At 54.5% G+C, this 14,702-nt stretch carries 10 protein-coding genes and 3 pseudogenes; 2 read left to right on the top strand and 11 right to left on the bottom strand.

Annotated elements, in window-relative coordinates; genetic code table 11:
* Positions 1-153: 153 nt before the first annotated feature.
* The 4 genes from KY379_RS26675 to KY379_RS26660 form a co-directional block, all read right to left on the bottom strand.
* Positions 154-1,599, bottom strand: a complete 1,446-nt coding sequence (locus KY379_RS26675) for an NAD-dependent succinate-semialdehyde dehydrogenase (RefSeq protein ID WP_023662275.1) — start codon at positions 1,597-1,599, stop codon at positions 154-156.
* A gap of 371 nt (positions 1,600-1,970) precedes the next feature.
* The gene (locus tag KY379_RS26670; protein ID WP_225786235.1) at positions 1,971-2,951 is read right to left on the bottom strand and encodes an IS5-like element ISPst5 family transposase; all 981 of its coding nucleotides are present in this window, start codon (positions 2,949-2,951) and stop codon (positions 1,971-1,973) included.
* A 216-nt stretch (positions 2,952-3,167) separates the two neighbouring features.
* Entirely contained in the window at positions 3,168-4,487 is a 1,320-nt protein-coding gene (locus KY379_RS26665) for an MFS transporter (RefSeq protein ID WP_060546732.1), read from the bottom strand.
* A gap of 202 nt (positions 4,488-4,689) precedes the next feature.
* On the bottom strand, positions 4,690-5,484 hold the full coding sequence (locus KY379_RS26660; protein WP_261238916.1) for a phytanoyl-CoA dioxygenase family protein: 795 nt from the start codon (positions 5,482-5,484) through the stop codon (positions 4,690-4,692).
* Positions 5,485-5,587: 103 nt separating this feature from the next.
* Here KY379_RS26660 and KY379_RS26655 point away from each other — a divergent pair, with 103 nt between their 5' ends.
* Entirely contained in the window at positions 5,588-6,481 is an 894-nt protein-coding gene (locus KY379_RS26655) for a LysR family transcriptional regulator (protein WP_197885608.1), read from the top strand.
* 145 nt (positions 6,482-6,626) lie between these two features.
* Here KY379_RS26655 and KY379_RS26650 read toward each other — a convergent pair whose 3' ends face one another.
* Positions 6,627-7,607, bottom strand: a complete 981-nt coding sequence (locus KY379_RS26650) for an IS5-like element ISPst5 family transposase (protein WP_225786235.1) — start codon at positions 7,605-7,607, stop codon at positions 6,627-6,629.
* A 149-nt stretch (positions 7,608-7,756) separates the two neighbouring features.
* Between KY379_RS26650 and KY379_RS26645 the strand changes: the two are divergent.
* Positions 7,757-8,848, top strand: a pseudogene (locus KY379_RS26645) (IS630 family transposase).
* A 345-nt stretch (positions 8,849-9,193) separates the two neighbouring features.
* Here the strand turns inward: KY379_RS26645 and KY379_RS26640 are convergent.
* The 6 genes and pseudogenes from KY379_RS26640 to KY379_RS26615 all read right to left on the bottom strand — a co-directional run bounded on the left by KY379_RS26640 (position 9,194) and on the right by KY379_RS26615 (position 14,312).
* Positions 9,194-10,121 (bottom strand): annotated as a pseudogene (locus tag KY379_RS26640) (electron transfer flavoprotein subunit alpha/FixB family protein).
* 2 nt (positions 10,122-10,123) lie between these two features.
* Complete coding sequence (locus KY379_RS26635; RefSeq protein WP_086976056.1) at positions 10,124-10,873, bottom strand: electron transfer flavoprotein subunit beta/FixA family protein; 750 nt, start codon at positions 10,871-10,873, stop codon at positions 10,124-10,126.
* Positions 10,874-10,994: 121 nt separating this feature from the next.
* Positions 10,995-11,657 (bottom strand): 3-oxoacid CoA-transferase subunit B, encoded by a 663-nt coding sequence (locus KY379_RS26630; RefSeq protein WP_261238927.1) that lies wholly within the window; start codon positions 11,655-11,657, stop codon positions 10,995-10,997.
* Positions 11,658-11,672: 15 nt separating this feature from the next.
* Positions 11,673-12,332, bottom strand: coding sequence for a 3-oxoacid CoA-transferase subunit A (locus KY379_RS26625; RefSeq protein WP_261238911.1), 660 nt, complete (start codon positions 12,330-12,332; stop codon positions 11,673-11,675).
* A 63-nt stretch (positions 12,333-12,395) separates the two neighbouring features.
* Positions 12,396-13,702, bottom strand: a pseudogene (locus tag KY379_RS26620) (OprD family porin).
* Between the two features lie 112 nt (positions 13,703-13,814).
* Positions 13,815-14,312 (bottom strand): TetR/AcrR family transcriptional regulator, encoded by a 498-nt coding sequence (locus KY379_RS26615; protein WP_261238909.1) that lies wholly within the window; start codon positions 14,310-14,312, stop codon positions 13,815-13,817.
* Positions 14,313-14,702 lie beyond the last annotated feature (390 nt).

The raw sequence follows: 14,702 nt of genomic DNA, 5'->3' as shown, positions 1-14,702 counted from the left end.
CAGCTGTCTCCAATAGAGTATGAGAAACGCTATTTCCTGAGCTTGGAGAGTGTCTAGGAAACCAGGGGCGATTCAGAGAGATACAAGCCTGGACTGCATTGGAGGCTCACAATCGAGCCCCCAACACACGCCGCCTTAGGAAGACGTGAGGTCTCAGGCGGTCATTACGGTGACCGACTTGGTGACCAGGTACGGCTCAAGAGCCTCTGGGCCACCTTCCGAGCCGTAGCCCGAGTCTTTAACACCGCCAAACGGCATTTCAGGAACCGGAGTCGAAGGCTGGTTGATCCAGAGCATGCCCACTTGGAGAGTTTGGGTAAGAAGGTGAACGTTGCGATATGAACGCGTGAAAGCATAACCGCCCAGGCCGAATGGGAGACGGTTGGCCTCAGCTATCGCTTCCTCAATATGATCGAATCCACGTACAGCTGCGATCGGACCAAACGGTTCTTGAGAAAGCACTTCAGCATCCAACGGAACATCTGCTAGAACAGTTGGGGCGAAGAAGTTGCCTGTCGAGCCGATTCGCTCACCACCAGTCGCTACCGTCGCGCCCGATTTACGTGCGTCTTCAACCAAACCTGCGATTGCCTCTACTCGACGAGCATTCGCTAGAGGCCCATAGTTAACTCCATCTTCGAGGCCATTACCGATTTTGAGGCCTTCAGCGTATGCGACCATGCCTTTCACAAAGGCATCTTTGATGCTGTTATGCACCAAGAATCGTGTCGGGGAGATGCACACCTGACCGGCGTTCCGGAATTTAGAGGCGCTTGCCACCTGGATAGCTAACTCCAAATCGGCATCCTCGGCGATGATCACTGGTGCGTGTCCACCCAGCTCCATCGTCGCCCGCTTCATGTGCAGGCCAGCCAGGGCAGCCAACTGTTTACCGATCGCAGTGGAACCGGTGAAGGTGATTTTGCGGATCACTGGGTGCGCGATAAGGTATTTGGAGATCTGGTCGGGGTTACCGTACACCAGACCGATAACTCCCTTTGGTACACCTGCGTCGGCAAATGCACGAATCAGTTCGGCTGGTGAACGCGGGGTCTCTTCAGGAGCCTTCACCACGAAAGAGCAACCTGTTGCCAATGCAGCACAGAGCTTACGAACCACCTGGTTAACCGGGAAATTCCATGGCGTAAAGGCTGCTACCGGGCCAACTGGCTCCTTTACGACAATTTGGCTAGCGTTGATATTGCGAGGAGGAACTACACGACCATAAACGCGACGACCTTCCTCGGCAAACCACTCAATGATATCTGCCGCAGAGTTGACTTCGATACGCGACTCCAGCAATGGTTTGCCCTGCTCTTGAGTCATGTACCGGGCGATCGTTTCGGCCCGCTCCCGAATGATGGAAGCGGCTTTGCGCATGATGGCAGATCGCTCGTATGCAGGTACATTACGCCAGACATCGAATCCAGCCTGTGCCGCATTAACAGCTTGTACAAGGTCACCTTCAGACGCATGGGCAACGGTACCAATTCTCAAACCGGTTGCGGGGCTAACAACATCAATAGTTGATCGACCTTCAGCATCACGCCACTCTCCATTGATGAAAAGTTGAGTATCTGGGTACGTCTCATTAATCATAAATCACCTTTTAAATTGTTAGCTGAGTGCCTAGACCCTTGCGGTATCATGGCATGTGATTCGCGGTGAATCCGCCTAAAAATACACGGCAATCAAGACAGTTTAAAACTGACTCGCAGAATCATTAAAACGACTTTTTTCCTTCATCCAGTCCTTATCATTGCAAAACCAGGTCTACCCTTATCCTAGAGCCAGCCAAGGATTATCAGATCCACGCAAGCTTTAGGGATGGTCTGAAGTAGTCAGGTATTTCTGGCTGACTCCAGCCCTTGCCGATTTCAAAACGGTAATTCGGCTAAAAAACGATCAAATCATCCCCTCTTTCCGGATTTATAGCCGGCGCGAGCACCTCGCGCCGGCCATTTCCCGCATTACAGACGCACCTCTCCTGCATTCGTCAGCAAATGTCGGCGCGCCATCCACAGGTTCGACAGCGCGAACAGTGTCACCAACTGCGCGGTGTTCTTCGCCAGGCCACGCAAGCGTGTCTTCACGTAGCCGAATTGGCGCTTGATCACCCGGAACGGGTGCTCGACTTTGGCGCGCACCTGGGCCTTGGATTTCTCGATCTTGCGCTTGGCTTTGTACAGCGCACTGCGCTTACTCAGCTTCTTGTACGTACTGCGGCGGGCCGCAATCTGCCAGATCACCTCCCGGCCTTCATGTTCCGGGCGTTTCTCTACGCCGGTGTAACCCGCGTCGGCGCCGACCCTGTTTTCCTTTCCATGCAGCAGTTTGTCGACCTGGGTAACGTCAGCAACGTTGGCTGCCGTCCCCACCACGCTGTGCACCAGACCTGACTCGGCATCCGCGCCGATGTGAGCCTTCATGCCGAAGTAATACTGATTGCCCTTCTTGGTCTGGTGCATTTGCGGGTCACGCTTACCGTCCTTGTTCTTGGTCGAACTCGGCGCATGGATCAGCGTGGCATCGACGATGGTGCCCTGGCGCAGCGACAGGCCCCGATCGCCCAGGTAACCATTGATCACCGCCAGAATCCCGGCCGCCAACTCGTGCTTCTCCAGCAGGCGACGGAAATTGAGGATGGTGGTTTCGTCGAGAATACGCTCTAGGTTCAGCCCGGCAAACTGGCGCAAGATTGTGGTCTCGTACAGCGCCTCCTCCATCGCCGGATCGCTGTAGCCGAACCAGTTCTGCATCAAATGTACGCGCAGCATCGCCATCAGCTGATACGCCGGACGACCACCTTCACCCTTGGGGTAGTGCGGCTCGATCAGGGCAATCAAACCCTTCCACGGCACCACCTGATCCATCTCGATCAGGAACAACTCTTTGCGGGTCTGCTTGCGCTTGCCGGCGTACTCGGCGTCGGCGAAGGTCATTTGCTTCATCGGGAAACTCGGGCAACGGGATCGGCGTATTTCACCAGATTCGGGAAGTCTTTTTCAGACCATCCTTAGTCCCACTGAGCCCTGATAGGCATAACGACTCGCGGCCTAAGCCAATCAGTACATTGCCCAGCAATTGGGGTATTGCGCAGTTGAGGGCCATCCGTAGCCAAGCCCCGTCGAGCTTGGCTGAGGGGCTCGCTAGGATTCGGTCTTTACCTATGAGTTTTGGGGCGTAGTTGTGCTGACCTCGGGAGTTCGCTCATTGTCGGAAGAGTCGACTCGCTTTCTGACTACCAGGGCATATACCGCCGCCGCGATCAATGCGATGCCTGCGCTGATGAGAAATGCCGTCACAAACGAATGCGTACGGTCCACCACAACCCCTGTGATGAACGGGGCAAACGACCCTCCAAAGTAGCCGCCGAAGTTCTGAATGCTCGCCAGGGAGGCAGACTGATGGCGAGGGACAATAACAGTGACCAGCGCCCAGCTGGCGCCGCAAGCCATCTGAACGAAGAACATGGCCAAGGAAAGGTATGTCATTGCCAGGACCAAGTTAGGCGTGAAGGCGGCTGGCACTGTGAAGGCTGCACCTCCCAAGAGCCCAATGCAGATAGGCCATTTGCGGCTATTGATGGGCGAAGCGCCACGCGCCAGTAGGGCGTCAGCGATGAAGCCGCTCAGCACCATTCCGAGCGTGCCGACCAAGTAGGGGATCGATACAAGCCAGCCAGTATCTGCAAGAGAAAGGTGTCGTTCGCGTTCCAGGTAAGCAGGGAGCCAGGTCAGGTAAAGCCAGAGCATGTAGATGATGCCGGCATTGCCGACGATCATTCCCCAGGTTGTGCTGGACAAAAACAAACGCCGCCACTCTGCCATGGTCAGCTTCTGCTCGCCGATCATGCCAGGCCGCTTATCGTCCAGGTACTCCAGCTCCTCATGGGTCAGATCAACACTTTTCCTGTCCCGGTAAATGATGTACCAGCCGATGGACACCGCGATGCCAAAAGCGCCCATGATCATGAACATTTCACGCCACCCGAAGGTGATGAGTAGGGCGGTCAATATTGGTGGCGCCAGGGCCGGTCCAATTGTGGTGGATGCGATGAAGATACCAGTAGGTCGACCTCTTTCGTGGGTGCCAAACCACTCGCTGACGACCTTCATGCCGGCTGGAAAGTTGGGGGCCTCTCCGACACCGAGCGCGATCCGCGCGATTACAAACTGGGTGAGGTTGGTCACCAGACCGCCACAGAACTGGGCTGTGGACCACACGAACATGCCGAGGCCAAGCATTACCCTGGCTCCCAGCTTGTCCAGCAGAATCCCAACCGGCAGCTGTGAGAATGCATATGCAAATGAGAAAGCGGACAACAGAAGGCCCATCTCGGAGGCCGACAGTCCCAGATCCTGAGAGACTGAGTGGTTTGCGATGGACAGGGTACTCCTGTCTAAGTAGTTAACGACACCGGCTATCAGCAGTAGAGAGATTGCTGTGGTTTGGATTCGCGATAATCTTTTTGTTTTAGTAATCATGTCAGTTCCTTTGTTCTTGATTTGGACATGAGAAATATTGCGCACAAGGCGTTCCAAAAGGTGCCCTTAATGGGCAGCCTTCCTTGGCATGAGGTATCAAGGTAATCAGGTTTAATGGCCCATCCGGTGGGCATTACAACGAGGCGTTGTGCCTGAGGTTTTCTTCAGGGTGAATCATGTCAGGCACAAGCGGTGAGGCGGATTAGCTATTCAGAATATCGTCAGTGCCGACTTCGAGAGGGGTGAAGTTTCTCGCGCGAACGTAATCTGGTCGTGGGTTTTCAACGTCTTTGGGCTTGTTTTGGCTCGCGTTGTAGACGACATATGCTTGCCAGCGGTCCACGCCGGACAGGTTGTGGCCGGATGCATGAACGATATTTGCATCAAAGAACACCACCGTACCAGGCTTCCCAATAATTGGGACTGCCTCTTTGTGGGATGCCAGGATATCCAGCATGGTCGGCTTAGGTACGACGTAGAAGCGATAGCCTGTGGCCTCGTCGAATGCTGGATCCAGCGAGCCAAGCTTGTGGCTGCCAGGGATGAAGTAGAGGCACCCACCCATTTCTGAAGGCTCATCGAGCATGATGAGAGCGGTGGTCATCTGTGGTTCGGCGACACCGTCAATGTGCCATGTGCCAAAATCCTGGTGCCATTGCCACACGGAGCCATCAATGGCCGTCTTCAGGTTGCACTTGGTGTGATAAACGTAAAGATTGGGATCTTCGATGAGTTGCTGCGCTGGTTCCAGCAGTCGTCCACACTTCACCGCAGCTTGGAAAGCTGGAGAAATAGTAGGGCTCTCAGGGTCGTGAACTTTGTAAATAGTCTTGGCGATGCCGCCGTTTTTCTCGCGAACAAGATGGTCGGTATCAATGGTTTGGATTCTGCGAAGTTCACTCTTCATCTTTTTGACTTCTTCTTCGCTAAACAGCGACGGAAGAACAACAAAGCCATTGGTTTTATATTCAGCCAGCTGAGTCTCGGTCAGTTTCATAGCCTATTTTTCCTGTTTTTGGTATGATGGTTCACACTAAACCCAAGGCGATTGGAAGTAAAAGATTAAAAAAGTCGCCTACCAATACCTAGGAGGTACCGTGATGGAGCTTCGTCATTTGCGATATTTTTTGACTGTCGCGAAGCACCTAAACTTCACTAGGGCAGCAGAAGAACTTCATATGGCTCAGCCGCCACTGAGCCGACAGATCAGAGAGCTTGAAGAGGAGATTGGCCTCTCCCTGTTCGAGCGGCGGGCAAGGCGTGTCTACCTATCGCCTGCGGGTGAGGTGTTTGCTGATCGCGCCCGTAAAATTCTTGCGGCGACGGATGCTGCGGTGATCGATTCCCAGCGAGCTGCACGGGGCGAGATCGGTCATATCGCGGTCGGGTTTTTCGAGCACATAGCTTATACGCTGCTTCCGCCTTTGCTACGCGAGTACAAGTCACGACATCCCTCCGTAGCTGTTGAGCTTCGGTGGTTCACGTCAGCTGAGCAACTGGCGGCGCTCGACAGAGGGGACATCGACATTTCCTTCGTGCGCCAGGTACCTGAGCATACGGGCTATCAGAAAAAGCTGGTGATGCAGGAGCCCTTTTACGTAGCGATCGCAGCAGATCACCCATTGGCGAAGCAGAAAAGCATCTCGATCAAGGATTGTGAGGGGCTTCGGGTGATCAACTACAAGCGAAACGTTGCCCCTGATTATCACGACACCATCAATGATCTCTGTGCGCTGGCAGGGTTTAGCCCTTCGCCTGAATACGAAATGGGTCAGATTTACGCATCGCTGGGCCTGGTTAGCTGTGGTTTCGGTGTCACCATCGTTCCCGCATCCGTTCAAGGAACTCAGCTGAACAACGTCGCCTATCGACCGTTGTCTGAGCGGCATGTGAGTAGCGAGCTTTACCTAGTCTGGAAGGACGAAGTCCCTTCCGCAGCGTTGTGCAGTTTCGCTTCCCTCGCGAAAGAAATAGCGCTCGACATCGTGGATTAGGGATGGTCTGAAGTAGTCAGGTATTTCTGGCTGACTCCAGCCCTTGCCGATTTCAAAACGGTAATTCGGCTAAAAAACGATCAAATCATCCCCTCTTTCCGGATTTATAGCCGGCGCGAGCACCTCGCGCCGGCCATTTCCCGCATTACAGACGCACCTCTCCTGCATTCGTCAGCAAATGTCGGCGCGCCATCCACAGGTTCGACAGCGCGAACAGTGTCACCAACTGCGCGGTGTTCTTCGCCAGGCCACGCAAGCGTGTCTTCACGTAGCCGAATTGGCGCTTGATCACCCGGAACGGGTGCTCGACTTTGGCGCGCACCTGGGCCTTGGATTTCTCGATCTTGCGCTTGGCTTTGTACAGCGCACTGCGCTTACTCAGCTTCTTGTACGTACTGCGGCGGGCCGCAATCTGCCAGATCACCTCCCGGCCTTCATGTTCCGGGCGTTTCTCTACGCCGGTGTAACCCGCGTCGGCGCCGACCCTGTTTTCCTTTCCATGCAGCAGTTTGTCGACCTGGGTAACGTCAGCAACGTTGGCTGCCGTCCCCACCACGCTGTGCACCAGACCTGACTCGGCATCCGCGCCGATGTGAGCCTTCATGCCGAAGTAATACTGATTGCCCTTCTTGGTCTGGTGCATTTGCGGGTCACGCTTACCGTCCTTGTTCTTGGTCGAACTCGGCGCATGGATCAGCGTGGCATCGACGATGGTGCCCTGGCGCAGCGACAGGCCCCGATCGCCCAGGTAACCATTGATCACCGCCAGAATCCCGGCCGCCAACTCGTGCTTCTCCAGCAGGCGACGGAAATTGAGGATGGTGGTTTCGTCGAGAATACGCTCTAGGTTCAGCCCGGCAAACTGGCGCAAGATTGTGGTCTCGTACAGCGCCTCCTCCATCGCCGGATCGCTGTAGCCGAACCAGTTCTGCATCAAATGTACGCGCAGCATCGCCATCAGCTGATACGCCGGACGACCACCTTCACCCTTGGGGTAGTGCGGCTCGATCAGGGCAATCAAACCCTTCCACGGCACCACCTGATCCATCTCGATCAGGAACAACTCTTTGCGGGTCTGCTTGCGCTTGCCGGCGTACTCGGCGTCGGCGAAGGTCATTTGCTTCATCGGGAAACTCGGGCAACGGGATCGGCGTATTTCACCAGATTCGGGAAGTCTTTTTCAGACCATCCCTAGTGTCCTGAGCGGTTAGTTCGATTATCGAAAAACATGTCGATATACTGACCAGACTTCGATCTCACTGAGCAGTAGTGCGCATGGCCAAACCCGCCGCCCCATTCGTTTTAACGCCGTCTGACCAAACCACACTACAAGGCTGGTCGCGGATGGGCTCGCTGGCACAACGTCTCGGGCAGCGGGCCAGAATTCTGCTGTTATTGGCGGATGGATTAACGCCCAAAGACGTCAGCCATCAGCTCCAGGTCTCAGCGCCGGTGGTGTTCAAATGGCGAAAGCGCTATCTGGAGGCGGGTCTTGAGGGCTTGAACGACCTGCCTCGAAGTGGCCAGCCTCGCAAGCTCAGCACTCAAAAAATGAAGGAGATTCTTACCCTGACCACCCAGCGCGTGCCTCGTGAGGCGACGCATTGGAGTGTGCGCTTGATGGCCAAATATGCCGCCGTTACGGCTTGGCAAGTGCGACAAGTCTGGGCCGCTTCCGACCTTAAACCCCATCGTTTGAAAACGTTCAAGATCAGCAACGATCCGCATTTTGCCGATAAGGTCGTCGATGTCGTCGGGCTTTATCTGAACCCGCCGGATAACGCCATCGTGCTGTCGGTTGATTAGAAAACCCAGATCCAGGCACTGGATCGCACACAACCGATGTTGCCGCTACGCCCTGGCCAGATCGAGCGACGCACCCATGATTACAAACGCCATGGCACCGCCAGTCTGTATGCCGCTTTTGACATCCTGACCGGCCAGGTTATCGGGCGGATAACCCAACGCCATCGGGCCAAAGAGTTTCTGGCCTTCCTGCGACAGATAGACCGCGCGACGCCCGCAGAGCTTGACCTGCATGTGATTCTGGACAACAGCTCGACGCACAAAACACCGGCCATCAAACAATGGCTGGAGAAGCACCCGCGTTTCAAACTGCACTTCACGCCGACCAGTGCTTCGTGGCTGAACGCCGTGGAAGGCTGGTTCGCGCAGCTGGAAAGGCGAGCACTGTATCGGGGTGTTTTCACCAGCGTGGCCGAACTGAAAGCGGCTATTCGTCAATTTATCGAGGCCCACAATGAACTTTCGGCGAAGCCCTTCAAGTGGAACAAGACGGCTGAATCCATCATTAGCTCTGTGAACAAAGCAAAGCTGGGAGCGATAAAAAATAAGTTATTGAATTAACCGCTTAAGACACTAGTCACGGATAGGCAGCCCTCCAGCCTCACTTGTCTCCCATCATCCATCTCAGCGTGGATATTCTCTTGCGGATGAACCTGCTCGCAAAACACCGCAGCAACGGCAAAAAACAGGCCAAAAGCAGTCTGACTGCTGAATAAAGATTCCCCCGCATACACTCACGCTAAGGATGGTCTGAAAAAGCCCTATCTTCAAAAATTAACCCCAGGAAATACGCGGCCTCCAGACCGATGATTTTCCAAAAAGTGGGCTTTTTCAGAGTTTCCCTAAAGAAATTGAAAGCTGCAGCGGGATTTGAACAGGTGCGCCGCTACAGCAGGTCAATCAGAATCAAGCAGTCAAAACCAGTTCCGGAATGGCTTCGAACAGGTCCGCCACCAGGCCATAATCCGCCACCTGGAAGATTGGCGCTTCTTCGTCCTTGTTGATCGCCACGATCACTTTGGAGTCTTTCATACCGGCCAGGTGCTGGATCGCGCCGGAGATACCGACCGCGATGTACAGCTGTGGAGCAACGATTTTGCCGGTCTGACCGACCTGCATGTCGTTGGGGACGAAACCTGCATCGACCGCGGCCCGCGAAGCACCGACAGCAGCGCCCAGCTTGTCGACCAGGGCGTACAGGTGTTTGAAGTTGTCGCCGTTCTGCATGCCGCGGCCGCCGGAAACGACGATCTTGGCAGCGGTCAGTTCCGGACGATCAGATTTAGCTAGCTCTTCGCCAACGAAGCTGGAAGTGCCAGCGTCGTGGGCCGCCGCCACGGTTTCAAGCGATGCCGAACCACCCTCAGCAGCCACCGGGTCGAAACCGGTAGCACGCACAGTGATCACTTTGACCGCAGCGTTCGACTGAACGGTAGCGATGGCGTTACCGGCGTAGATCGGGCGCTTGAAGGTGTCAGCGTTTTCGACCGTGATGATCTCGGAGATCTGGTCAACGTCCAGCTGAGCGGCAACCCGCGGCAGGATGTTTTTGCCATTGGATGGCAGCCGCCAGGATGTGGCTGTAGCCAGCGCCGAGTTCGGCAACTAGCGGCGCTACGTTTTCCGGCAACTGGTGAGCGTAGGCAGCGTTATCGGCCACCAGCACTTTTGCCACGCCAGCGATTTTCACCGCGGCTTCAGCCACGGCGCCAACGCCCTGACCTGCAACCAGTACGTGCACGTCACCGCCGATTTTGGCAGCAGCGGCCACGGTGTTCAGAGTGGCCGGAGCCACCGCTTTGTTGTCGTGTTCAGCGATTACCAAGATAGTCATGATCAGATTACCTTCGCTTCGTTTTTCAGTTTCTCGACCAGTTCAGCCACCGACTTGACCTTGATACCCGCGCTGCGTGCAGCCGGCGCTTCGACTTTCACGGTCTGGTTGGTGGAGGCGGTGGAAACGCCCAAAGCGTCCGGAGTCAGCACTTCGAGAGGCTTCTTCTTGGCTTTCATGATGTTTGGCAGGGACGCGTAACGCGGCTCGTTCAAACGCAAGTCGGTGGTGACGATGGCCGGCAGTTTCAGGGAAACCGTCTGCGCGCCGCCGTCGACTTCGCGGGTCACGGCAACGCTGTCGCCGCTGATTTCGACTTTGGAGGCGAACGTGCCCTGACCGTAGCCGCTCAATGCCGCGAGCATCTGACCAGTCTGGTTGTTGTCGCTGTCGATGGCTTGTTTGCCAAGGATTACCAGCAGAGGCTGTTCCTTGTCGACAACAGCTTTGAGCAGCTTGGCAACGGCCAGCGAAGTCAGATCTTCAGCGGATTCGACGAGGATGGCGCGGTCGGCGCCCAGCGCCAGCGCGGTGCGCAGTTGCTCTTGAGCGGTGGACGGGCCGAGGGAGACGACGACGATTTCAGTCGCAACACCTTTTTCTTTCAGGCGTACGGCTTCTTCCACTGCGATTTCGCAGAACGGGTTCATCGACATCTTGACGTTGGCGAGGTCGACGCTGGAATGGTCCGCCTTGACGCGAACTTTCACGTTGTAATCGACCACGCGCTTGATGGCTACAAGGACTTTCATGGCAGGTTCCATTCAATAAAGTTGACACAAGAAAATCAGTGATGGTCACGCTGTTCTATAACACCATGGACCTTAAAATCGGCCAGGCGCCGGTATCCAAGCCGCTCTTCCCCAGGGTAACCTACCGGCTTTGCACCGCTGAAAAATCAAGCCCCAACGCGGTGACTTCTTGTAAGTATTCCGCGCTGACATCATCAGCAAGCTCGACAACTTTTACCTGTCCATCTGCCAATTCGAACGTTGCCAGTTCTGTATAAACTCGGCTGACACAACGCAGGCCCGTCAGGGGATAGGTGCACTCTCGGACAAGCTTGCTCACACCGGTTTTATCCAGATGCTCCATCATCACGAAAACTTTCTTTGCACCGATGGCTAAGTCCATCGCGCCGCCCACACCGGGTATGGCATCAGCTTTACCCGTGTGCCAGTTTGCCAAGTCTCCGGATTGCGAGACTTGAAACGCTCCCAAGACGCAAATATCTATATGCCCGCCCCTCATCATGGCAAATGAATCCGCGTGATGAAAAAACACACTCCCCGGGTCTATTTGTATTGCTTCCTTTCCGGCATTGATCATGTCCCAATCTTCCTCACCCACGGGAGCCGCCTGCCAACGTCCCAATACTCCATTTTCGCTGTGTAGAAAAATTTCCTTATCTCTTGGCAAATGATTCGCCACCAGCGTTGGTAAGCCTATACCAAGGTTCACATAAGCGCCTTCGGGGATATCCCGCGCCACCCGACGCGCAATTTCAACTCTGATATTTTCTTTCAATTTATTAATCTCCACAAAGAAATACTATCTAAGAACAAGGGTTTTAACAAAAATGCCAGGCGTCACGACGACCTCTGGATCCAGTTCCCCGAGTTCATAAATTCGCGCGACCGAAGCAATGATATGCTTCGAAGCCATTGCCATGACCGGGCCAAAATTGCGGGCGGTTTTGCGGTAGACCAAGTTTCCCCAGCGATCACCGGCTTCTGCATTTATCAAGGCGTAATCGACGTGAATGGGTAACTCAAATACATAGTTCTTTCCGTCTATCTGCTTGGTTTCCTTACCTTCTGCAAGCAAGGTGCCGTAACCTGTGGGGGTGTAGAATCCGCCAATACCACAGCCAGCAGCGCGTAATCTTTCCGCCAGGTTGCCCTGAGGCACCAACTCCAGCTCGATCTTGCCGGCTCGATAAAGTGACTCAAATACATGTGAATGGCTCATACGGGGGAATGAACACAGTATTTTTCGAACTCGACCAGCTTTGAGTAGAGCAGCCAGACCCGTTTCGCCATTGCCAGCATTATTGCTGACAATTGTAAGGTCTTTGGCACCCTGATCGATAAGGGCTTCTATAAGTTCTTCAGGCTGACCCGCACCACCAAAGCCGCCGATGGCAATCACTGATCCATCTTCTATAGCGGCAACTGCCGCCGCCATACTTAACGATATCTTATTAATCATTGAACGCTCCCATTATGAAAATAAAAATTTGGCAGGGCTATGACGCTGCGGAATTTCTGTCTATTACCAAATTTTCAATGAATAAGTGGCTATCAGGCGATTTTCGTTGATGTTGCGGTAGCTGCTGCCAACACCGCTACCGTAGTTGTTGCGAACCATGCTATTGGTCCATTTCAATCCAACGATTTTCAAAGGGCCTTGCTGGATGACGTAAGCGAATATGATGTCGCGCTCCCATTCTTTACCGTCATTGTCAGAATAGTCAGCCGCTTTGGAAAAGTTATCACCGGACAGATAACGTGCGGTCAACGTGAGTCCGGGAATACCGAGGCCAGCGAAGTCATAGTCGTAACGAGCCTGCCATGATTTTTCATCTTTATTGGCGAAGTCGTTGTACTGCACATAGTTGACCAAGAATGGATCAGTACCGTTGATGAACGCATAACCGGTGTCGCCGCTCATTTTCTGGTAGCCCAGGCCGAACGCGTGAGTACCCAGGCTGTAAGTGAACATGGCATTGAATGCCTGGTTATCGACGTTACTTTGGCCGTCGTTATTGGAGCGGGCGAAGCGAATATCTGACTTCAGCGACTGTTTATCGCCGATGGGAAAGGAATGCTTCAACGTCAAAAAATGCTGGTGATAGACATCATCCAACGCGGCGTAATGATAAGTAGTGCTAAGGGTATCGCCCCACGCGTAACTGCCCCCTAATACATTGAACCCATCCGATTTTACCGAACTGGTGGACGCGTTTACTCCGCGACGGGCACCGCTTGAGAGTTGCATGTCTTCAAGTCGCTGGAGTTACGATTTTTGACTTGGGTAATACGCAGCGCATCGACGGTCAGATGGTCGACTTCCTGAAAGGTCAATGCGCTGCCGCGAAACGTCTGAGGCACCATGCGACTGTCGCTGTAACCGAGCACAGGGTATCTGGGCAACAGGGTGCCCATCTTCAGCACGCTCTTCGACACACGAGCCTTGGCCGTCAAACCTAGTTTGGAGTATTCGTCCTCGGCTTCCCCGGTTTCCTTGTCGACCAGCGACAGGCCTGTGCTCGGCCGCACTGCATGGCCATTGCGAGCGGCAGTTGCGTTTGAGTCAAGGTTAAGCACCACCATGCCCAGCACATCCACCCCAAAGCCAACCGGCCCCTCGGTAAAGCCGGACTCCATGCGTAAGATGAAGCTTTGTGCCCATTCATTTTGATTGGCGTTGTCGGTATCAGGAAAGTCACGACGGAAGTTAAAGTTGCGCATATCGAGTGACGACTTGCTTTCCTCGATAAATCCCGACGCGTCAGCCGGCGGAATGATACTGCCTATAATAACCGCTGCGGCGGCCACACTAATTATTGTTTTATTCATCGCTATTTCCACACTCATACCGTGGTACATAACCGCCTCCGCATCCAGCTGAAACAGTTCGCGACACAAGAGGATCAAGCCCCCGCAATCAGATATCCGGTTAGAACGTTGGTCATCGATTCTTGTCCGTCGCAGCTTGGCTCGCCCATACATACAGACCACTGAAAGCTTCTATCCGTCGCCGGTAACCATCATCGTTTCCATAAATCAGCTCGACAGTCAGACTGTCGATCACCGCCATGTAGGCCTCCACCAGCCAGTGTTCGAACTCAACTGAAAGATGCTGACGCTCAGCCACGCAGACTTTCGTGAAGCAGCCTCGGAGCACTCTCAAATAGTCGTCGTAGCCCGACATAACCGTTTGTCGGAGCGCATGAGGCGGGTAGAACGCTGCCCTCAATAGAAATCGCAGTGAGTCATTTTGTGTGTATCGATCGCGGAGTTGTGACCAGTACCCTCCGCCTGGTACGGCGCACACTCCTTCTCCATTACCAAAATGGGCACGCACATAGCTAATTTCTGCGTCCAGAGCTATCTCCAGTGCAGTGATGTAGAGAGCTTCTTTGCTTTCAAAATGGGCGTAGAGCGAAGCCTTTTTTAGCCCAGCCAATACAGTCCCCGTACCGCGACCGCCTGTGGCGCATCACCGGACATTCAGCGCGGCGGCGGATCGGCTTGTCCACTGCCTCAACGAGGCTCCTCGCCGGGAACACGCTTTAATGCCCGCCCGTGCGGTACTCGAATTCGAGGCCAACAGCTTCATCAAGCTGAGCAATCGCCCGGGACGCACACTGAGGGAAAGCTGGCAGGCAACCCCTATCTGCACGACGTTCGGCGCTCCCAGTCCGTCGACCTGCCGGAGAACCGCCTGTTCAAGGCATGCATGGTGCATCTGGCGCAATACCTGGAGCTGTGCGTCGAGCGCCTTGACATCCTCCCCGCCCTAAAGGACGGGAATTCCTACAGGTAGACGGCCATGCCCGACCGCGAGAATGTTCCT

It is taken from the genome of Pseudomonas sp. HD6422 (assembly GCF_025377065.1).
Lineage (GTDB): Bacteria > Pseudomonadota > Gammaproteobacteria > Pseudomonadales > Pseudomonadaceae > Aquipseudomonas > Aquipseudomonas putida_U.
This window is presented reverse-complemented; position numbering and strand designations above follow the sequence as displayed.

Bases quoted from the DNA above. Each gene is read 5' to 3' on its own strand.
- KY379_RS26675 (WP_023662275.1), bottom strand. From the start codon at position 1,599: ATGATTAATGAGACGTACCCAGATACTCAACTTTTCATCAATGGAGAG.
- KY379_RS26670 (WP_225786235.1), bottom strand. From the start codon at position 2,951: ATGAAGCAAATGACCTTCGCCGACGCCGAGTACGCCGGCAAGCGCAAG.
- KY379_RS26665 (WP_060546732.1), bottom strand. From the start codon at position 4,487: ATGATTACTAAAACAAAAAGATTATCGCGAATCCAAACCACAGCAATC.
- KY379_RS26660 (WP_261238916.1), bottom strand. From the start codon at position 5,484: ATGAAACTGACCGAGACTCAGCTGGCTGAATATAAAACCAATGGCTTT.
- KY379_RS26655 (WP_197885608.1), top strand. From the start codon at position 5,588: ATGGAGCTTCGTCATTTGCGATATTTTTTGACTGTCGCGAAGCACCTA.
- KY379_RS26650 (WP_225786235.1), bottom strand. From the start codon at position 7,607: ATGAAGCAAATGACCTTCGCCGACGCCGAGTACGCCGGCAAGCGCAAG.
- KY379_RS26635 (WP_086976056.1), bottom strand. From the start codon at position 10,873: ATGAAAGTCCTTGTAGCCATCAAGCGCGTGGTCGATTACAACGTGAAA.
- KY379_RS26625 (WP_261238911.1), bottom strand. From the start codon at position 12,332: ATGATTAATAAGATATCGTTAAGTATGGCGGCGGCAGTTGCCGCTATA.